14 protein-coding genes are annotated in these 19,295 nt (G+C 72.4%); 4 read left to right on the plus strand and 10 right to left on the minus strand.

Annotation, left to right across the window (positions count from 1 at the left end):
- Nucleotides 1-150 precede the first annotated feature (150 nt).
- The 5 genes from whiA to HYE82_RS01750 form a co-directional block, all read right to left on the minus strand.
- On the minus strand, nucleotides 151-1,140 hold the full coding sequence (whiA, locus tag HYE82_RS01730) for a DNA-binding protein WhiA (RefSeq protein WP_179172094.1): 990 nt from the start codon (nucleotides 1,138-1,140) through the stop codon (nucleotides 151-153).
- Nucleotides 1,131-2,201 carry a uridine diphosphate-N-acetylglucosamine-binding protein YvcK gene (yvcK, locus tag HYE82_RS01735; protein ID WP_179172095.1) on the minus strand — a complete coding sequence of 357 codons (1,071 nt, stop codon included), beginning with the start codon at nucleotides 2,199-2,201 and terminating at the stop codon, nucleotides 1,131-1,133. The genes whiA and yvcK overlap by 10 nt, the downstream gene beginning before the upstream one ends.
- Entirely contained in the window at nucleotides 2,198-3,145 is a 948-nt protein-coding gene (rapZ, locus tag HYE82_RS01740; RefSeq protein WP_179172096.1) for an RNase adapter RapZ, read from the minus strand. Before rapZ ends, yvcK begins: the two co-directional genes overlap by 4 nt.
- Entirely contained in the window at nucleotides 3,142-5,196 is a 2,055-nt protein-coding gene (uvrC, locus tag HYE82_RS01745) for an excinuclease ABC subunit UvrC (protein ID WP_179172097.1), read from the minus strand. The genes rapZ and uvrC overlap by 4 nt, the downstream gene beginning before the upstream one ends.
- 193 nt (nucleotides 5,197-5,389) lie before the next feature.
- Nucleotides 5,390-5,824, minus strand: a complete 435-nt coding sequence (locus tag HYE82_RS01750; protein WP_179172098.1) for a Rieske (2Fe-2S) protein — start codon at nucleotides 5,822-5,824, stop codon at nucleotides 5,390-5,392.
- 76 nt (nucleotides 5,825-5,900) lie between these two features.
- On the opposite strand from HYE82_RS01750, the gene HYE82_RS01755 reads away from it, so the two are divergent.
- Nucleotides 5,901-6,785 carry a carbohydrate kinase gene (locus tag HYE82_RS01755; protein ID WP_179172099.1) on the plus strand — a complete coding sequence of 295 codons (885 nt, stop codon included), beginning with the start codon at nucleotides 5,901-5,903 and terminating at the stop codon, nucleotides 6,783-6,785.
- Between the two features lie 121 nt (nucleotides 6,786-6,906).
- Here HYE82_RS01755 and uvrA read toward each other — a convergent pair whose 3' ends face one another.
- Nucleotides 6,907-9,867, minus strand: a complete 2,961-nt coding sequence (uvrA, locus tag HYE82_RS01760) for an excinuclease ABC subunit UvrA (RefSeq protein ID WP_309144164.1) — start codon at nucleotides 9,865-9,867, stop codon at nucleotides 6,907-6,909.
- Nucleotides 9,868-10,142: 275 nt separating this feature from the next.
- On the opposite strand from uvrA, the gene HYE82_RS01765 reads away from it, so the two are divergent.
- From HYE82_RS01765 to HYE82_RS01775, 3 genes are all read left to right on the plus strand, one after another.
- Nucleotides 10,143-10,832 carry a maleylpyruvate isomerase family mycothiol-dependent enzyme gene (locus tag HYE82_RS01765; protein WP_179172101.1) on the plus strand — a complete coding sequence of 230 codons (690 nt, stop codon included), beginning with the start codon at nucleotides 10,143-10,145 and terminating at the stop codon, nucleotides 10,830-10,832.
- A 9-nt stretch (nucleotides 10,833-10,841) separates the two neighbouring features.
- Nucleotides 10,842-11,498, plus strand: a complete 657-nt coding sequence (locus tag HYE82_RS01770; protein ID WP_179172102.1) for an MBL fold metallo-hydrolase — start codon at nucleotides 10,842-10,844, stop codon at nucleotides 11,496-11,498.
- Between the two features lie 93 nt (nucleotides 11,499-11,591).
- Nucleotides 11,592-12,941 carry an MFS transporter gene (locus tag HYE82_RS01775; RefSeq protein ID WP_256986835.1) on the plus strand — a complete coding sequence of 450 codons (1,350 nt, stop codon included), beginning with the start codon at nucleotides 11,592-11,594 and terminating at the stop codon, nucleotides 12,939-12,941.
- A 33-nt stretch (nucleotides 12,942-12,974) separates the two neighbouring features.
- On the opposite strand, the gene HYE82_RS01780 is transcribed toward HYE82_RS01775, so the two are convergent.
- The 4 genes from HYE82_RS01780 to uvrB form a co-directional block, all read right to left on the minus strand.
- Nucleotides 12,975-13,976: a TerC family protein gene (locus HYE82_RS01780; RefSeq protein WP_179172103.1), complete on the minus strand. Its 1,002-nt coding sequence runs from the start codon at nucleotides 13,974-13,976 to the stop codon at nucleotides 12,975-12,977.
- 221 nt (nucleotides 13,977-14,197) lie between these two features.
- Entirely contained in the window at nucleotides 14,198-16,195 is a 1,998-nt protein-coding gene (locus HYE82_RS01785) for a TerD family protein (RefSeq protein ID WP_179172104.1), read from the minus strand.
- Between the two features lie 48 nt (nucleotides 16,196-16,243).
- Nucleotides 16,244-16,822: a TerD family protein gene (locus HYE82_RS01790; RefSeq protein ID WP_179172105.1), complete on the minus strand. Its 579-nt coding sequence runs from the start codon at nucleotides 16,820-16,822 to the stop codon at nucleotides 16,244-16,246.
- A gap of 78 nt (nucleotides 16,823-16,900) precedes the next feature.
- Nucleotides 16,901-19,057 carry an excinuclease ABC subunit UvrB gene (gene uvrB, locus HYE82_RS01795; protein WP_179172106.1) on the minus strand — a complete coding sequence of 719 codons (2,157 nt, stop codon included), beginning with the start codon at nucleotides 19,055-19,057 and terminating at the stop codon, nucleotides 16,901-16,903.
- Nucleotides 19,058-19,295 lie beyond the last annotated feature (238 nt).

Raw genomic sequence — 19,295 nt, forward strand, 5'->3', positions numbered from 1 at the left:
GTGTGCACGACAGGCTCACGAGAGCCCATGTTCATGTCAATGGGGCCTCGTGGGTTTGAGTGGGATTGAGTCGCCGCACGGCGGGGGCCGGCACGTGACGCGGTCTGCGACGTGCGGGCCCCTGCCGCGCGGCGTAGGGGCGGCGACTGCTCAGCCGGCCAGGTTGTCGGCCATCTCCTCGCTGAGGTTCGACTCGGTGCCGGGGATGCCGAGGTCCTGCGCCCGCTTGTCGGCCATCGCCAGCAGGCGCCGGATGCGGCCGGCGACCGCGTCCTTGGTCAGCGGCGGGTCGGCGAGCGCGCCGAGCTCCTCCAGGGAGGCCTGCTTGTGCTCCATGCGCAGCCGGCCGGCGGCGGCGAGGTGCTCGGGGACCTCCTCGCCGAGGATCTCCAGGGCGCGCTGGACGCGGGCCCCGGCGGCCACGGCGGCCCGCGCCGAGCGGCGCAGGTTGGCGTCGTCGAAGTTGGCGAGGCGGTTGGCGGTGGCGCGGACCTCGCGGCGCATCCGCCGCTCCTCCCAGGCCAGCACCGATTCGTGGGCGCCGAGCCGGGTCAGCAGGGCGCCGATCGCGTCGCCGTCGCGGACCACGACCCGGTCCACCCCGCGCACCTCGCGCGCCTTGGCGGCGATGGAGAGCCGGCGGGCGGCGCCCACCAGGGCGAGCGCGGCCTCCGGGCCGGGGCAGGTGACCTCCAGGGAGGAGGACCGGCCCGGCTCGGTGAGCGAGCCGTGGGCCAGGAAGGCACCGCGCCAGGCCGCCTCCGCGTCGCAGGTCGCCCCGGACACCACCTGCGGGGGAAGACCCCGGATCGGACGGCCGCGGCCGTCCACGAGCCCCGTCTGGCGGGCCAGCTGGTCGCCCCCGGCCACGACCCGGACGACGTACCGGCTGCCGCGGCGCAGGCCGCCCGGGGCCATGACCACCAGGTCCGACGAGTGGCCGAAGATCTCCAGGATGTCCTTGCGCAGGCGCCGGGCGGCGATCCCGGTGTCCAGCTCCGCCTCGATGACGATCCGGCCGCTCACCAGGTGCAGCCCGCCCGCGAACCGAAGGATCGCCGAGACCTCCGCCTTCCTGCAGCAGGTCCGGGTGACGGGGAGCCGGGAGATCTCATCCTTCACCGCTGGCGTCATCGCCATGGGCCGATCCTTCCATGCATCCGAAAAATACGGTCGTACGCGGCGGCCAGCAGCTCCGGGTCGTGCTTCGGGGAGCCGTCCTCCCTGGCCACCGGCGCCAGCTCGACCGCGGCACCGAAGCGCTGCGCGGCATCGGCGAGGGACTCGCGGTCGGGCACGGCGGCCTGGTCGGCCAGCACCACGTCCAGGGCGAGTTTAGGGGCGTGTCGGGCCAAAACCTCCAAATGACGCTGCGGAGAGAAGCCCTCTGTTTCGCCGGGCTGCGGAGCCAGGTTCAGCGAGAGGACCCGCCTGGCCTTGGTCTCCATCAGCGCGTCGAGCAGCTCCGGCACCAGCAGGTGCGGGATCACGGAAGAGAACCAGGATCCGGGGCCCAGCACCACCCAGTCCGCGTCCAGGACCGCGGCGACGGCCTCGGGCACGGCCGGCGGATCACCCGGCACGACCTGCACCGACAGCACCTCGCCGGGGGTGGTGGCGACGGTGGCCTGCCCGCGGACGGTGTCGACGTCCGCGGGCCGGGCCGGGTCGTGGCCCCTGACCATGGCCTGGAGCTCCAGCGGCACCGCCGACATCGGCAGGACCCGGCCCTGCGCGCCGAGCAGCCTGCCGACCAGGTCCAGGGCCTGGACGGGGTCGCCGAGCTGCTCCCACAGGGCCACGATCAGCAGGTTGCCCACCGCGTGCTCGTGGAGGGCGCCCGCCGACTGGAAGCGGTGCTGGATGACGCGGGCCCAGGTCTGCCCCCAGTCGTCGTCGCCGCACAGGGCGGCCAGTGCCTTGCGCAGGTCGCCGGGCGGGAGCACACCGAGTTCCTCGCGCAGCCGGCCGCTGGATCCGCCGTCGTCGGCGACGGTGACCACGGCCGTGAGCTCGCCGGTGATCCGGCGCAGGGCGGCCAGGGAGGCCGACAGCCCCATGCCGCCGCCGAGGGCGACGACCTTGGGGGCGGCCCCCTTGGAGGCCGCGCCGCGGCGCGGCGCGGTGCGGCCGGCGATGTCCTCGCCCCGCCCCGAGGTGAGGCGGCGCAGGCGGCGCAGCCTCAGGGTGCGTCCGGTCACTCGCGCCCCATGTCCCGGTGGACCACGACGGTCTCGACCCCTTCGGAGGCGAGGCGGGCGGCGAGCTTCTCGGACATGGCGACGCTGCGGTGCTTGCCGCCCGTGCAGCCGACGGCGATGGTCACGTACCGCTTGCCCTCGCGGCGGTAGCCCGCGGCGATGAGCTGGAGCAGCTCCGTGTAGCGGTCCAGGAACTCCTTGGACCCCGGCTGGCTGAAGACGTAGCCCGACACCTCCGGGTTGAGGCCGGTGAAGGGCCGCAGCTCGGGCACCCAGTGCGGGTTGGGGATGAAGCGGCAGTCGACGACGAGGTCGGCGTCGACGGGCAGGCCGTACTTGTAGCCGAAGGACATGACGGTGGCCCGCAGCTCCGGCTCCTCGTCGCCGGCGAACCGGGCGTCCATCTTGGCGCGCAGCTCGTGCACGTTCAGGCTGGACGTGTCGATCACCAGGTCGGCGTCGCCCCGCAGCTCGCGCAGCAGGTCGCGCTCGGCGGCGATGCCGTCGACGATGCGGCCGTCGCCCTGGAGGGGGTGCGGGCGGCGGACCGACTCGAAGCGGCGCACCAGGGCCTCGTCGGAGGACTCCAGGAACACGATGCGCCGGGTGACCCCGCGCAGCTCCAGGTCGGCGAGCGACTCGCGCAGGGCGTCGAAGAACTGGCGTCCGCGGACGTCGACGACGACGGCGATCCGCGCCACGTTGCCCTGCGAGCGGGCGCCGAGCTCCACCATCGTGGGGATCAGCGCCGGCGGAAGGTTGTCCACGACGAACCAGCCGAGGTCCTCCAGGCACTTCGCCGCGGTGCTGCGGCCGGCCCCGGACATCCCGGAGATGATCACCAGCTCGGGGATGGCGGCCTCGGCGCTCTCGCCGGGCTCTGGTGTCGTGCCCGTACTCACCTGTGCTCCGTCTCGGTCGTACTCGGTCTCGTGCTCGGTCATTGATCGGTCCCCCGTTCGGACGATGTCCCCCGGCTGCCGCCGGGCGGTGGCCCCACCGCCGGCGCGGGGCTCTCATCCTCAATGATCTCCCCTGTCGCCGTGTTGACGGCAGGAGCGGCGGGGGCCGCCTGGGCGAGGGCCGCGGCCACGGTCTCGGCCGTCTTGCGTCCTATGCCCGGGACCTCGCAGATCTGGTCGATTGTCGCCTGCCGGAGCCTCTTCACCGAACCGAAGTGCTTGATCAGGGCCTGCTTGCGCGTGTCGCCGAGCCCGGGCACCTCGTCCAGCGGACCTGCCTTGAGCCGTTTGCCGCGCTTGCTGCGCTGGTACTGGATGGCGAACCGGTGGGCTTCGTCACGCACCCGCTGGAGCAGGTACAGGCCCTCGCTGGTGCGGGGCAGGACGACGGGGTCGTCCTCGCCGGGCAGCCAGACCTCCTCAAGCCGCTTGGCCAGCCCGCACACGGCGACGTCGTCGATGCCGAGCTCCTCCAGGGCCCTCCGGGCGGCGGCCACCTGCGGCTGCCCGCCGTCGACCACGACGAGCTGCGGCGGGTAGGCGAAGCGCTTGGGCCGCCCGTCGTCCGGCGCCTGCTCGGCCATCCCGTCCACATGCCCGTCCCCGTCCTCGGGAGACCACTCGCCGGTCTTGAGCTTCTCCTGGAGGTAGCGGCGGAAGCGGCGGGAGACGACCTCGTGCATGGAGCGGACGTCGTCCTGGCCCGCGAAGGACCTGATCTGGAAGCGCCGGTACTCGCTCTTGCGTGCGAGCCCGTCCTCGAAGACGACCATGGACGCCACCACGTCGTCGCCCTGGAGGTGCGAGATGTCGAAGCACTCGATGCGCAGCGGGGCACTGTCGAGGTCGAGGGCCTCGGCGATCTCCTCCAGGGCCCGGGAGCGGGTGGTGAGGTCGGCCGCGCGCTTCGTCTTGTGCAGGGCCAGGGCCTGGAGGGCGTTGCGGTGGACGGTCTCCATCAGGGCCTTCTTGTCCCCGCGCTGCGGCACGCGCAGGCTCACCAGGGAGCCGCGCCGCTCCGCGAGCCACTGCCCGAGGGCGGTCTCGTCCTCGGGCAGGGCCGGGACGAGCACCTCCTTGGGGACGGCCTCGCCGGTCTCCTCCCCGTACAGCTGCTGCAGGGCGTGCTCGACGAGCCCGGCCGTGTCGACGGCCTCGACCTTGTCGGTGACCCAGCCGCGCTGGCCGCGGACCCGGCCGCCGCGCACGTGGAAGATCTGGACGGCGGCTTCGAGCTCGTCCTCGGCGACCGCGATCAGATCGGCGTCGGTGGCGTCCGCCAGTACGACCGCGTTCTTCTCCATGGCGCGGCGCAGCGCCCCTATGTCGTCCCGCAGCCGGGCCGCCTTCTCGTACTCCATCTCCTCGGCGGCCTCGTGCATCTGCGCTTCGAGCCGGGAGAGGTAGGCCCCCGTCCGGCCGGCCATGAAGTCGCAGAAGTCCTCGGCCAGTTCCCGGTGCTCTTCGGCGCTGACCCGGCCGACGCAGGGCGCGGAGCACTTCCCGATGTAGCCGAGCAGGCAGGGCCGGCCGATCTGCGCGGACCGCTTGAACACCCCGGCCGAGCAGGTCCGCACGGGAAACACCCGGAGCATCAGGTCGACGGTCTCGCGGATGGCCCAGGCATGCGCGTACGGCCCGAAATACCGCACGCCCTTCTTCTTGGGCCCCCGCATGACCTGGACCCGCGGGAACTCCTCGTTCATGGTCACGGCGAGGGACGGGTAGCTCTTGTCGTCCCGGTACTTGACGTTGAACCGGGGGTCGTACTCCTTGATCCAGGAGTACTCCAGCTGGAGCGCCTCGACCTCGGTGGACACCACGGTCCACTCGACGGAGGCGGCGGTGGTGACCATCGTGGCCGTACGGGGGTGGAGCCCGGCCACGTCCTGGAAGTAGTTCGCCAGGCGCTGGCGCAGGCTCTTGGCCTTCCCGACGTAGATCACCCGGCGGTGCTCGTCACGGAATCGGTAGACGCCCGGGGAGTCCGGGATCTGTCCCGGCTGGGGACGGTAGCTGGAAGGGTCGGCCATGCCGCCACCCTACTGTCGCCCACCGACAACCCACATGCCCCGCGCCCCCACGCTTCGCGCCCCCCGTCCGCGCAGTTCCCCGCGCCCCGGCGGGGCGCCCCGCCGGGGCGCGGGGAACTGGGGGGACGGCCATGGTCGGCCCGCAGCCGGCACGGCACCCCCGCCCGGGCGGAACGCAACGGCTCGGCGGGGCTCAGCCGGCGATCAGCTTGCCGCCCTCGGCCCGGACCGGAACCGCCGGCAGCGGATCGGTGGCCGGCCCGCGCAGCACCCTCCCGGTGGCGACATCGAAGCGGCTGCCGTGGCAAGGGCAGTTGCCCTGCCCCTCGACGATCTTGTCCAGGACGCAGCCGGCGTGCGTGCACTGCGCGCTGAACGCCTTGTACTGGCCCTCCGCCGGACAGCTGACGACGACCTTCCGCTCCCGGTACAGCTTCGCGCCCCCGACCGGCACCTCGGAGGCGGCGCCCAGTTCCACCGGGGCGGTGGGGACGGCCGGGGAGCCGGCGCCGCTGTTGGTCTCGGTGGAGCAGGCGGTGAGCGCCGCCCCGGCCCCGGCGGCTCCGACGATCGCGGCGGCGCCCTTGAGCACGGTACGGCGGGCGGCTGCGGGCTGCGGCGCGGGCATGCGGTTCTCCTGGCGTGAGCATGGGGGTTTCAGACCCCTCCGACGATACCGGCGGCGGATGGGATACCTTCCCCGCGTGATCGTCGTCGGTGGAGAGGCCCTGATCGACCTTGTCCCCGTGGCGCAGCCGCCGGGTGCGCTGCTGCCGCGCCCGGGCGGGGGGCCGTACAACACGGCCGTGGCACTGGGCCGGCTCGGCGCCGAGGTCGCCTTCTGCTCCCGGGTGTCGTCCGACGGGTTCGGGGAGGGCCTGCTGGCCGGGCTGCGGGCGGCCGGGGTGGACTGCTCGCTGGTGCAGCGCGGGCCGGAGCCCACCACGCTGGCCGTCCCCTCGGTGGGCCCGGACGGCTCGGCGGCGTACGGCTTCTACGCGGAGGGCACCGCGGACCGGCTGTTCCGGCTGCCCGGGGCGCTGCCGCGGGGGGCCCGGGCCCTGGCGCTCGGCACCTGCTCGCTCGTGCTGGAGCCGGGCGCGAGTGCGTACGAGGCCCTGCTGCGCCGGGAGGCCGGGCGCGGGCTGCTGACCCTGCTGGACCCGAACGTGCGCCCGGCGCTGGTGGCGGATCCGGCGGCGTACCGGGCCCGGTTCCTGGGCTGGCTGCCGTCGGTGTCGGTGCTCAAGCTGTCGGAGGACGATGCCGACTGGCTGGGCGGGCGGGTGGCGGACTGGCTGGCGGCGGGGCCGTCGGCGGTGGTGCTCACCCGCGGGGCGCAGGGGATGAGCGTGTGGACGCGGGAGGGCGCCCGGTACACGGTGGCCTCGCCGGCGGTGGCGGTGGCGGACACGATCGGCGCGGGCGACACGGCCAGCGCGGCGCTGCTGCACCGGCTGGCGGCTGCGGCCGGGGGCCCCGGCGGCGCGGTGGACTGGCCGGAGGTGCTGGCCTATGCCGCCCGCGCGGCGGCGCTGGCCTGTACCCGGCCGGGAGCCGAGCCGCCGTACGCGGCCGAACTCGGCTGAGCGTCGTCGCGGAGCACGGCCCGGAGGGTGTGCGCGTGTACGGCCCCGCCCCTGCCCGGGGTGTCCCGGGCAGGGGCGGGGCCGGTCGGCGCCGGGCTGCCGCCGACCGCAGCGGGCGCGGCTACGCCTTGCGGGCTCGGGCCGCGGTCTTCTTGGCCGCGGTCGTCTTCCGGGCCGTGGCCGTCTTCCTGGTGGTCGTCTTCTTCGCCGGGACGGCGGCCGGGGCCGCGTCGGAGATCCGCTCCGCGCCGAGGATGTCGCGCAGGAACTTGCCGGTGTGGCTGTCGCCCACGGACGCCACCTGCTCGGGGGTGCCCTCGGCGACGACGAGTCCGCCGCCGTAGCCGCCCTCCGGGCCCATGTCGATGACCCAGTCCGCGGTCTTGATGACGTCCAGGTTGTGCTCGATGACGATCACCGAGTTCCCCTTGTCCACCAGCCCCGACAACACCTTGATCAGCTTCGAGATGTCCTCGAAGTGCAGGCCGGTCGTCGGCTCGTCCAGGACGTAGACCGTCCGCCCCGTCGACCGCTTCTGCAGCTCCGACGCCAGCTTCACCCGCTGCGCCTCACCGCCGGACAGCGTCGGCGCGGACTGGCCGAGCCGGACGTACCCGAGGCCGACCTCGGTCAGCGTCTTCAGGTGCCGGGCGATCGTCGGGACCGCCTCGAAGAATTCCAGCGCCTCCTCGATCGGCATGTTGAGGACCTCGGCGATGGACTTGCCCTTGTAGTGGACCTCCAGCGTCTCCCGGTTGTACCGGTCGCCGTGGCAGACCTCGCACGGGACGTACACGTCCGGCAGGAAGTTCATCTCGATCTTGATCGTGCCGTCGCCGGAGCAGTTCTCGCAGCGGCCGCCCTTGACGTTGAAGGAGAAGCGGCCCGGCAGGTAGCCGCGCACCTTCGCCTCCATCGTCTCGGCGAACAGCTTGCGGACGTGGTCGAAGACACCCGTGTACGTGGCCGGGTTGGACCGCGGGGTACGGCCGATCGGCGACTGGTCGACGTGCACGACCTTGTCGACGAGGTCGTCGCCCTCGACCCGGGTGTGCCGGCCCGGCACCGAGCGGGCGCCGTTCAGCTCGCGCGCCAGGTGCGTGTACAGGATGTCGTTGACCAGCGTCGACTTGCCCGAGCCCGATACGCCCGTGACGGCCGTGAGCACGCCCAGCGGGAAGGACACGTCGATGTCCCGCAGGTTGTTCTCCTTGGCCCCGTGGACCGTGAGCTTGCGGTCCCCGTTGACGGGGCGGCGCACGTCCGGCACGGCGATGGACCGCTTGCCGGACAGGTACTGCCCGGTCATGGAGGCGCTGTTGTCCAGGAGCTCCTTGAGCGAGCCGCTGTGCACGACCTTGCCGCCGTGCTCGCCGGCGCCCGGGCCGATGTCGACGACCCAGTCGGCGGTCTTGATGGTGTCCTCGTCGTGCTCGACGACGATCAGGGTGTTGCCCATGTCGCGCAGCCGGACGAGGGTCTCGATGAGCCGGTGGTTGTCGCGCTGGTGGAGCCCGATGGAGGGTTCGTCCAGCACGTACAGCACGCCGACCAGGCCGGAGCCGATCTGGGTGGCCAGTCGGATGCGCTGGGCCTCACCGCCCGACAGGGTGCCGGCGGCGCGGTTCAGCGACAGGTAGTCCAGGCCCACGTCGACCAGGAAGCGGAGCCGCTCGTTGACCTCCTTCAGGACCCGCTCGGCGATCTTCTTGTCGCGGGCGTCGAGCCGGAGCCGGCCGAGGAACTCCGCGCACTCGCTGATCGACATCGCGGCGACCTCGGCGATGGACTTCTCCATCACCGTCACCGCGAGCACGATCGGCTTGAGCCGGGTCCCCTCGCAGGTGGGGCAGGGCACCTCGCGCATGTAGCCCTCGAAGCGCTCGCGGCTGGCGTCGCTCTCGGACTCCGCGTGCCGGCGCCGGACGAACGGCACCGCGCCCTCGAAGGCCGTGGTGTACGCGCGCTCGCGCCCGTAGCGGTTGCGGTAGCGGACCTCGATCTGCGTCTTGTGCCCGTACAGCAGGGCCTTCCTGGCCCGCAGCGGCAGGCCGGCCCAGGGGATGTCCGTACGGAAGCCCAGCTCGCCGGCGAGGGCGCCGATGAGCCGCTGGAAGTAGTCCTTGGTGTGGCCGAGCGACCAGGGTGAGACGGCGCCCTCGTCGAGGGACTTCTCCTCGTCCGGGACGATCAGCTCCGGGTCCACCTCCATGCGCGTGCCGATGCCGGTGCACTCGGGGCAGGCGCCGAAGGGCGAGTTGAAGGAGAAGGAGCGCGGCTCCAGCTCCTCGAAGGACAGGTCGTCGTACGGGCAGTAGAGGTGCTCGGAGAACATCCGCTCGCGCTCGGGGTCGTCCTCGGCGAGGTCGACGAAGTCCAGGATCACCATGCCGCCGGAGAGGCCGAGGGCGGTCTCCACGGAGTCGGTGAGCCGGCGCTTGGCGCTGTCCTTGACGGTGAGGCGGTCGACGACCACCTCGATGGTGTGCTTCTCCTGCTTCTTCAGCTTCGGCGGCTCGGAGAGCTGGATGGTCTCCCCGTCCACCCGGGCCCGGCTGTAGCCCTTGGTCTGCAGGTCCGCGAAGAGGTCGACGAACTCGCCCTTGCGCTCGCGCACCAGCGGCGAGAGCACCTGGAAGCGGCTGCCCTCGGGCAGTGCGAGCACCTTGTCGACGATCGCCTGCGGCGACTGCCGCGAGATCGGTCGGCGGCACTCGGGGCAGTGGGGCTTGCCGATGCGCGCGAAGAGCAGGCGGAGGTAGTCGTAGACCTCGGTGATGGTGCCGACCGTCGAGCGGGGGTTGCGGGAGGTCGACTTCTGGTCGATCGAGACCGCCGGGGAGAGGCCCTCGATGAAGTCCACGTCGGGCTTGTCCATCTGGCCCAGGAACTGGCGGGCGTACGACGAGAGCGACTCGACGTAGCGGCGCTGGCCCTCGGCGAAGATCGTGTCGAAGGCCAGGGAGGACTTGCCGGACCCGGACAGACCGGTGAAGACGATGAGCGAATCGCGGGGCAGGTCGAGCGAGACGTTCTTGAGGTTGTGCTCGCGAGCGCCACGAACGATGAGTCGGTCGGTCACGCCGGTCCGCACCTTTCTTGAGAGAACGGGGGCACGGGCCCCCGTCCCAGGGTATGGGGGGCGCCTCTGCATTGGGGTCGAGCTGACGGAGTCAGGCTGGACTTCCGAGCGTATAGCACGCGCATTCGATTTACGGCACTCCGGCCACCGCTTCACCCGTTCGTGTGGCCGAGGTCCCGTACCGCCCTCCGCAGGGGCGCGGGGAACTGCGCGCCGACCCCCACCGGACCGCGGTTTCATGACCGGACTCCACCGGAGCGCTTAGGCTCGGCCCCATGACCGATCATGTGCACGACCTGCAATGCGTACGTGAGGCCACGGACCGGCTGCTGACCGCCGCCGCACACCTGGACAACGCCGCCCTGGCCGGGCAGTCACACCTCCCGGGCTGGACCCGCGGCCACGTGCTCGCCCACCTCTCGCGCAACGCCGACGCCCTCGTCAACGTCTTCGCCGGGCGGCCCATGTACGACAGCGCCGAGGCCCGTGACAAGGACATCGAGCAGGGCTCCGGCCGCCCCCTCCCGGAGCAGCTCGCCGACCTGCGCGCCAGCCACGACCGCTTCATGGCGCAGACCGAGGGCGACCAGGACTGGTCCCGCACCGTCGAGCTCCGCAACGGTGTCACCGACGTCGCCGCGAACGTGCCGTTCCGCCGTCTCGTCGAGGTCGAGCTGCACCACGTCGACCTGAACGTCGGGTACGGGCTGGAGGACCTCCCGGAGGAGTTCACCGGCCGCGAGATCGCTTTCCTCGCGGACCGCTGGTCCGACCGTCCCGAGGTCCCGCCGACCGCCCTGGCCGCCGACGACGGCCGCACCTGGCGCACGGGCGCGGCCGGGGAGCCGGCCCTGACCGTCTCCGGCCCGGCCGCCGCACTGCTGGCCTGGCTGGCCGGCCGCGGCGACAAGGGCGCCTCCCTGACCACCTCGGGCGGCCCCCTCCCAGCCCTCCCGCCGCTCTAGGATCAGCACATGACGTACACCGGAGCGGTCAAGGTCGGCGGTCCCGCCGACGTACACGAACTCGCGGACCTGATGATCTCCAAGGTCGCGGTGGGTCCCATGGACAACAACGCCTACCTGCTGCGGTGCCGGGCCACCGGCGAGCAGCTGCTGATCGACGCGGCCGCCGAACCCCGGACGCTGCTGAACCTGATCGGTGACGACGGCATCGCGTCCGTCGTCACCACGCACCGGCACGGCGACCACTGGGGGGCCCTGAGGGAGGTGGTCGACGCGACCGGCGCGCGGACGTACGCCGGCGCCCTCGACGCCGAGGGCATCCCGGTGCCCACCGACGTGCCCGTCGGGGACGGGGACGTGATCCGGGTCGGCCGGGTGGAGCTGACCGCCCGGCACCTGGTCGGGCACACCCCCGGCTCGATCGCCCTCGTCTACGACGACCCGCACGGGCACGCGCACGTGTTCACGGGGGACTGCCTCTTCCCCGGCGGCGTCGGCAACACCCACGACGACCCGAAGGCCTTCGCGAGCCTCCTCGACGACGTGGAGCAGAAGCTCTTCGGTCGGCTCCCGGACGAGACCTGGGTCTACCCGGGCCACGGCAACGACACCACGCTCGGTGCCGAGCGGCCGCATCTGGCCGAGTGGCGCGAGCGCGGCTGGTAGGTCTCGGTCACCCTTCGGGCGCCGTGCACTCGTTCCGGTCGAAGATGACCGGACGCACGTCCCGGCGGTGCGGGGAGGGGTAACTGCTGCACCATGCAACAGGATCCCTCCCCGTCCCCGGTTCCCCGATCCCCGTCGATGCTGCGCCTCGCGTCGGCCGCGCTCGCCGGCACCGCCATCGAGTTCTACGACTTCTTCGTCTACGGCACGGCCGCGGCCCTGGTCCTCGGCCCGCTCTTCTTCCCCTCGTTCTCCCCGCTCGCCGGCACCCTGGCCGCCTTCGGGACGTTCGGGGTCGGCTTCCTCGCCCGCCCGCTGGGCTCGGCGCTCTTCGGGCACGTCGGCGACCGGTACGGGCGGCGTCCGGTGCTGCTCGCCTCGCTGCTGCTGACCGGCCTGGCGACGGTGGCGGTCGGCTGCGTGCCCACGTACGCCTCCATCGGGCCGGCCGCGCCGGTACTGCTGCTCGCGCTCCGCTTCCTCCAGGGCCTCGGCCTCGGCGGCGAATGGGGCGGGGCGGTCCTGGTGACCGCCGAGCACGCCCCCGAGGGGCGGCGCGGACTGTGGACGAGTTTCCCGCAGGTGGGCCCGTCGGTGGGCTTCCTGCTGGCCAACGGCATCACCCTCGCGCTGTCCGCGACGCTGACCGAAGCCCAGTTCGCCGCGTGGGGCTGGCGGCTGCCGTTCTGGGCGGCGGGGCTGCTGGCCCTGGCCGGGCTGTGGCTGCGCCGCTCCGTCGAGGAGACCCCGCAGTTCCGTGCGCTCGCCGAGTCCGGGCAGCGGGCCGAGGCCCCGCTGTCGGAGGTGGTGCGCGGGCACTGGCGGCTGATCCTGCTGACCGGCGGGGCGCTGGCCGCGGCGTACGCGGTCTTCTACGGGGTCACCACCTGGTCCCTCGCGTACGGCACCGAGCGCCTCGGGGCGGACCGCACCACGATGCTGGTCTGCATCATGACCGGGGTCGGCATCATGGCCCTGTGGACGCCGGTGGCGGCGGTCCTCGGCGACCGCTGGGGGCGCCGCCCGCTGTGCCTGGCCGGCTGTGCGGCCTGCGCGCTGTGGATGTTCCCCTTCGTGGCACTGCTGGGGACGGCCGACGCGGTGCCGATGGCGGTGGGCGCGGTCGGCGCGCTGCTGTGCATCGGGACGGTGCTGGCGGTGATCGGCGCGTACCTGCCGGAGCTGTACGCCCCGCGGATCCGCTGCACGGGCGCGGCCGTCGGCTACAACCTGGGCGGGGTGCTGGGCGGGGCGCTGACACCCGTCGTGGCGACGGCGCTGGCGGACGGCTCGGGTCCGCCGTGGGGCGTGGCGGCCTACCTGGGCGGGATCGGACTGGTGAGCCTGGTCTGCTTCGCACTGCTGCCGGAGACCAGCCCGGAGGCGGTGCGGCGGGCCGCGCACGCGGATACGGGGGCGGCCGAAGCGACCGCCCCCGTGTAGCCCCGGGCCGGGGCCTGCCGTACCGCGCCGGCGTCAGGCCTTGATGCCCTCCTGGGCCGGCTCGTCGTCCCGGCGGGCGGCCGCCTCGGCGGCCGCCTGCTTCTTCGAGGCCATCAGGCTGGTGACGGTGGTGGTGACGAGGACACCGCAGATGACGCCCAGGGAGACCGGGATGGAGATCTGCGGGACGTGGATCCCGGACTCGTGCAGGGCGTGGAGGACCAGCTTGACGCCGATGAAGCCGAGGATGACGGACAGGCCGTAGCTGAGGTGGACCAGCTTCTTGAGCAGGCCGCCGATCAGGAAGTACAGCTGGCGCAGACCCATCAGGGCGAAGGCGTTGGCCGTGAAGACGATGTAGGGGTCCTGGGTGAGGCCGAAGATCGCGGGGATCGAGTCCAGGGCGAACAGCACGTCGGTGGTGCCGATGGCGAGCATGACCACCATCAGCGGGGTGAGGATGCGCTTGCCGTTGCTCGTGATGAACAGCTTGGTGCCGTGGTACTTGTCGGCGACGCCGAACTTCTTCTCGATCGACTTCAGGAGGCGGTTCTCCTCGAACTCGTCCTCGCCCTCGTCGGCGCGGGCCTCCTGGATGAGCTTCCAGGCGGTGTAGATCAGGAAGGCGCCGAAGAGGTAGAAGACCCAGGAGAAGGTGGTGATGATCGCGGCGCCGGCGGCGATGAAGACCGCGCGCAGGACCAGGGCGATCAGCACGCCGATGAGCAGCACGCGCTGCTGGAGCTGCGAGGGCACCGAGAACTTCGCCATGATCAGGACGAAGACGAAGAGGTTGTCGACGCTCAGGGACTTCTCGGTGATGAAGCCGGCGAAGAACTCCTGGGAGGCCTGGGCGTTGCCGAAGTACAGCAGGCCGAGGCCGAAGAGCGCGGCGAGGACGATCCATACGACGGTCCAGGTGCCCGCTTCCTTGATCGACACGTCGTGCGGTTTGCGGCCGATGAAGAAATCGGCGCCGATGAGGATGCACAGACCGAGAATGGTCAGCACCCACACGTTCAACGAAACATCCATGGTTCAGGCCTCCGGCAGATGGCTTGGCACACAGGTCAGCGACATCGCTGCCGGAGGTCTCTTCCACCCTGGCGGCCTGGAGGCCGTGGGCCGGCGCCCCGGGACCACCCATGGGTCCGTACTGACGGGCACGCCGTAGCAGGAAAGCAGGAATACTCCCCTCCGCACGCACCAGGGTATCCACCGAAGGCCGAAAAGGTAAAGGGAAGACCAAGGACTGGTCACGGGCGGGCATGGCGGCGGGCCGTGGCGACCCGCTGCAGCACCTCCTCCAGCACCAGGCTGCCGGGCGGCGGCAGGTCCGGTTCGAAGGTCCAGTGATGGCCGACCCACGGGTCGGAGAGGTGGTCGTCGGGCACCGGCGTCAGCCGCATCAGCGAGCGCCACAGCGGGTCCAGCAGGGGCCCGTACGCCGAGGCCTCGTCCCGGTCGGCGACCAGCAGCAGGTGCACGCCGACCGCCGGGCCCTCGTCGGCGAGGTAGCGCAGCTGTGTGACGGCCCGGTCGTCGAAGCCGTGCGGGAAGTCGTGCACGATCAGCAGCTGCTCGGCCGTGTCCACGTCGGGCGGCAGCTCCTCCGGCGCCCCGGCCCGCAGCGCCATCTGCACGAGGTCCACCCGGCGGGTCAGCCTCGCCAGTGTCTCGGAGACCCCGGCGGCCCCGGCGGCGGGCGGCGCGGCGAGCACGCCGGCGTGCACGAGCGGGCCGAGGGAGGCGGCCCCGGCCCCGGCCGCATCGATGACGTGGACCGAGAACCGGCCGGCGGGGTGGACGGCGAGCAGCCGCGCCGCGTGCGCGACGGCCATGTCCATGGCGGCCTTGCGGAGCCGGTCGGTGTCGGTGGCCATCGCGGCCTCGGAGCCGGTGCGGCCGTTGTCGATCCACAGGCCCCGCTCCAGCGGGACCCGGACGAGCATGGGGATCCGCAGACCGGGCCGCTCCGGCAGGTGCAGGTCCCCGAGGCGCAGGGCCATCGGGGCCTCCTCGGGCAGCGCGAGCCCCTGCCAGACCGGGTTGGACCAGCGGGCGTACGCGGCCGGCAGGGCCGGTTCGACCACGTCGGACTCGGCGGCCAGCTGGGCGAGGTCCCGGTCGAGGGCGGTCTTGGCCTGGGCGACGAGTTCCTCGCGGCGGGCCCGGGCCGCCGCCTGCGCAGAGGCGCCGGCCGCGCGGTCGCGGGGGTCGGACAGGGCCTGGTCGAGCTCGCGGTCGAGCCGGGAGTCGGCGAAGTCGCAGGCGCTGCGGTACGCCGCGACCGTCCGGGCCAGGTCCTCGAACATGCCCCAGACCTGGTTGTAGAGCCGCTCGTCCATGGACCAGCCGGAGGCGTCGCCCGCGACGGGGGCCGGCGGCTCCCCGGGCCGGCCGGCAGCGACGGCGGGCGCCGGCTCGGGCGGCTCGCCGGTGGTGCGGCGGCGGCGCGGGTGCACGTAGTCGACGGTCGGCGGACCGCCCGGGGAGTCCGCGGGTCCGGCAGCCGGGGCAGGGCCGGGTGTGCCCGGGTACGGGGTGCCGGAGGCCGGGGCGGCGACCGCCTCCGGATCCGGCCGACCCGTCGGCCCCGTCGGCCCGGCCGGCCCCGGCCCCGTCGAGCCGGTCGGCCCGGGGACCATGAGGCCCTGCGGCGGAGTGGGCACGGTCGCGGCCTGCACGGGTGTGGGCGCACGGCCGTCCGCCGCGGCCGGACCCGCCACCGCGGAGGCCAGATCCGCGGCCGCCGGGGCGCCCAGCCCGGCGTCGGCGAGCAGCGCGGCGAGCCCGCCGGCGTAGCCCTGGCCGACGGCGCGGACCTTCCAGGCGCCCTGGCGGCGGTACAGCTCCACGGCGACGACGGCGGTCTCCGGGTCCAGGCCGGTCAGCGCGTACCCTGCGAGCACATCCCCATCCGGGGCGGCCACGGCCACGTACGGGGCCGGGATCGCCCCGAACCGGGCCGGGCCCCCGGGCGGCAGCACGAGCACCACCTTGATCTGGTCCGCCCCGGGCCCGACGGCGCCGAGGTCGACCGCGAAGCGGTGCTCGCCCGCCGCGGGACCGGGCGCCTGCAGCCCGGGCGGGGCCGAGGAGCCGGGGCGGGCCAGCGCGCCGGGCCCGCCGACCCGGCCCTCGGCGTCGTAGACGGCAGCCAGGGCGAGCACCGGTGCGCCCGCCGTGACCCTGATCTCCACCCGGCTCTGGGACAGGGGGTGGTTCTGCCCCCGGACCAGTTCGGCCGTCATCGTGCAGCCCTCCCCCGTGCCTTGCTCTTCCGTTCCGCCGTGTACTGCTTACAGGTGCGGCACGATCGCCGGCATCAGGTCCTGGAACGTGCGGCCGTTGGCCGCCTCGCCCAGGGCCGTCATCTGCCAGCCGCCGCCGCTGCGCGACACCTTGGCCATGATCTGCGCCGTGTACTGGCCGCCGCCGTCGAGGGTGTAACGGGCCAGCTCCTGGCCGTTGGTCTCGTCGACGAGGCGGCAGAACGCGTTCTGCACCTCCTGGAACGTCTGTCCGGTGAACGAGTTCACCGTGAAGACGATCTGGTCGATGTGGACCGGGACGCGCTGGAGGTCGACGAGGATCGACTCGTCGTCCCCGCCCTGGCCGGCGCCGCCGATCAGGTTGTCGCCGGTGTGCCGGACCGAGCCGTCGTCGCTCTGCAGGTGCCGGAAGAACACCACGTCCACCGGCTGCTTCTCGGCGAACAGCACCGCCGAGGCGTCGAGGTCGATCTCCCGGGTCCGCGAGCCGAACAGGCCGCGGCGCTTGGCCGCCTGCCAGCCGAGCCCCATGCGGACCGACGTCAGCGAGCCGCCGTCACCCTTCGTCAGACTGATGGCCTGACCCTTGGTCAAGTTGACCGTCACGCGCTGTCCCCTTTCCATAGCCACCCCCAGGCAGCGTGTACCTGCGGCTGCTGCCAACCCTACTGACCTCGGCGGGGGTCAGGCGAGGCCCGCCTCCTTCATCTGTCGCAGCTCCTTCTTCAGCTCGCTGACCTCGTCCCGGATCCGGGCCGCGACCTCGAACTGCAGCTCGGCCGCGGCGGCCCGCATCCGCTCGGTCATCTGCTCGATGAGCGAGGCCAGTTCCTCGGCCGGGCGATCCGTGACCGCCACGGCGCCCTTGGTCGCCTTGGCCCCCTTGGTCGCCTTGGCCGCCTTGCCCGGCGCGGCCTTGACGCCCGACAGGGCGGGCACGGGGGCCTTGGCGCCCTTGCCGTCCTTCGCCTGGCGGTAGCCGGTGCCGAGCAGCTGCTCGGTGTCCAGCTCCTCGCGGGCGAGGGTGGCGACGATGTCGTTGATCTTCTTGCGGAGCGGCTGCGGGTCGATCCCGTTGGCCTTGTTGTACGCGATCTGCTTCTCGCGGCGCCGGTTGGTCTCCTCGATGGCCTTCTCCATCGCCGGGGTCATCTTGTCCGCGTACATGTGGACCTGGCCGGAGACGTTGCGCGCCGCACGGCCGATGGTCTGGATCAGCGAGGTGCCCGAGCGCAGGAAGCCCTCCTTGTCGGCGTCGAGGATCGCCACCAGGGACACCTCGGGCAGGTCCAGGCCCTCGCGCAGCAGGTTGATGCCGACCAGCACGTCGTACTCGCCGGCGCGCAGCTCGCGCAGCAGCTCGACGCGGCGCAGCGTGTCGACGTCGCTGTGCAGGTAGCGCACCGCGATGCCGAGCTCCAGGAAGTAGTCCGTGAGGTCCTCGGCCATCTTCTTGGTGAGGGTGGTGACCAGGACGCGCTCGTCCCGCTCGACGCGCTGCCGGATCTCGTGCACCAGGTCGTCGATCTGCCCCTCGGTGGGCTTGACGACGACCTCGGGGTCGACGAGGCCGGTGGGGCGGATGATCTGCTCGACGAAGCCGTCGCCGCGGGAGAGCTCGTACGGGCCGGGGGTCGCCGACAGGTAGACCGTCTGGCCGACCCGCTCCAGGAACTCCTCCCACTTCAACGGCCGGTTGTCGAGCGCGGACGGCAGCCGGAAGCCGTGGTCGACGAGGGTCCGCTTGCGCGAGGCGTCGCCCTCGTACATGGCGCCGATCTGCGGCACGGTGACGTGCGACTCGTCGATGACGAGGAGGAAGTCGTCCGGGAAGTAGTCGAGGAGGGTGTGCGGCGGGGAGCCGGGCTCGCGGCCGTCCATGTGGAGCGAGTAGTTCTCGATGCCGGAGCAGGAGCCGATCTGCTGCATCATCTCCAGGTCGTAGGTGGTGCGCATGCGCAGCCGCTGGGCCTCCAGCAGCTTGCCCTGCTTCTCCAGCTCCCCCAGGCGCTGGGCGAGCTCCGTCTCGATGCCGCGGATCGCGTTCTGCATGCGCTCGGGGCCCGCGATGTAGTGGCTGGCGGGGAAGACGTACAGCTCGCGGTCCTCGCTGATCACCTCGCCGGTCAGCGGGTGCAGCGTGGACAGGGCCTCGATCTCGTCCCCGAACATCTCGATGCGGACGGCCAGTTCCTCGTAGACCGGGAAGATCTCGATGGTGTCGCCGCGGACCCGGAAGGTGCCGCGGGTGAAGGCCATGTCGTTGCGGGTGTACTGGATGTCGACGAAGCGGCGCAGCAGCCGGTCCCGGTCGATCTCCTCGCCGACCTTGAGCGGGACCATCCGGTCGACGTACTCCTGCGGCGTCCCGAGGCCGTAGATGCAGGAGACGGACGCGACCACGACCACGTCCCGCCGGGTGAGCAGCGAGTTCGTCGCGGAGTGGCGCAGCCGCTCCACCTCCTCGTTGATCGAGGAGTCCTTCTCGATGTAGGTGTCCGACTGCGGTACGTACGCCTCGGGCTGGTAGTAGTCGTAGTACGAGACGAAGTACTCGACGGCATTGTTCGGCAGGAGCTCGCGGAACTCGTTCGCCAGCTGGGCGGCGAGCGTCTTGTTCGGCGCCATGACCAGGGTGGGCCGCTGGAGCTTCTCGATCATCCAGGCGGTCGTCGCCGACTTGCCGGTGCCGGTCGCGCCCAGCAGGACGACATCCTTTTCACCTGCGCGGATGCGCTTCTCCAGCTCGGCGATGGCCGTCGGCTGGTCACCGCTGGGCTGGTAGGAGCTGACGACCTCGAAAGGCGCCACCGTGCGTTCGATCTTCGATACGGGCCGCATGACTCCACCGTACGACCCGCCACTGACACTCACGCACCCGCGCGGCCCCGCGGACGGCCGGACGCCCGCCCGTCTCCGGCGCGCCCGGCGCACTTCCCCCTTTCTGGTCCGTTTGTCGTAGTTCGGTGGCGGCCCGGTGATCTTCAAGCCCATGATCGCTTCAACGGACACCGCAGACGCTGCGTCGTGGCAACGGCTGCCGTTCTGCACCCGTTTGACGCCGGAGCAGGGTTCACGA

Source organism: Streptomyces sp. BR123, assembly GCF_013401435.1.
In the GTDB taxonomy this organism is placed as follows: domain Bacteria; phylum Actinomycetota; class Actinomycetes; order Streptomycetales; family Streptomycetaceae; genus Streptomyces.

Coding starts and splice junctions, on each gene's coding strand:
- whiA (WP_179172094.1), bottom strand. CDS start 1,140: ATGGCGATGACGCCAGCGGTGAAGGATGAGATCTCCCGGCTCCCCGTC.
- rapZ (WP_179172096.1), bottom strand. CDS start 3,145: ATGACCGAGCACGAGACCGAGTACGACCGAGACGGAGCACAGGTGAGT.
- uvrC (WP_179172097.1), bottom strand. CDS start 5,196: ATGGCCGACCCTTCCAGCTACCGTCCCCAGCCGGGACAGATCCCGGAC.
- HYE82_RS01750 (WP_179172098.1), bottom strand. CDS start 5,824: ATGCCCGCGCCGCAGCCCGCAGCCGCCCGCCGTACCGTGCTCAAGGGC.
- HYE82_RS01765 (WP_179172101.1), top strand. CDS start 10,143: ATGACCGATCATGTGCACGACCTGCAATGCGTACGTGAGGCCACGGAC.
- HYE82_RS01770 (WP_179172102.1), top strand. CDS start 10,842: ATGACGTACACCGGAGCGGTCAAGGTCGGCGGTCCCGCCGACGTACAC.
- HYE82_RS01775 (WP_256986835.1), top strand. CDS start 11,592: ATGCAACAGGATCCCTCCCCGTCCCCGGTTCCCCGATCCCCGTCGATG.
- HYE82_RS01780 (WP_179172103.1), bottom strand. CDS start 13,976: ATGGATGTTTCGTTGAACGTGTGGGTGCTGACCATTCTCGGTCTGTGC.
- HYE82_RS01785 (WP_179172104.1), bottom strand. CDS start 16,195: ATGACGGCCGAACTGGTCCGGGGGCAGAACCACCCCCTGTCCCAGAGC.
- uvrB (WP_179172106.1), bottom strand. CDS start 19,057: ATGCGGCCCGTATCGAAGATCGAACGCACGGTGGCGCCTTTCGAGGTC.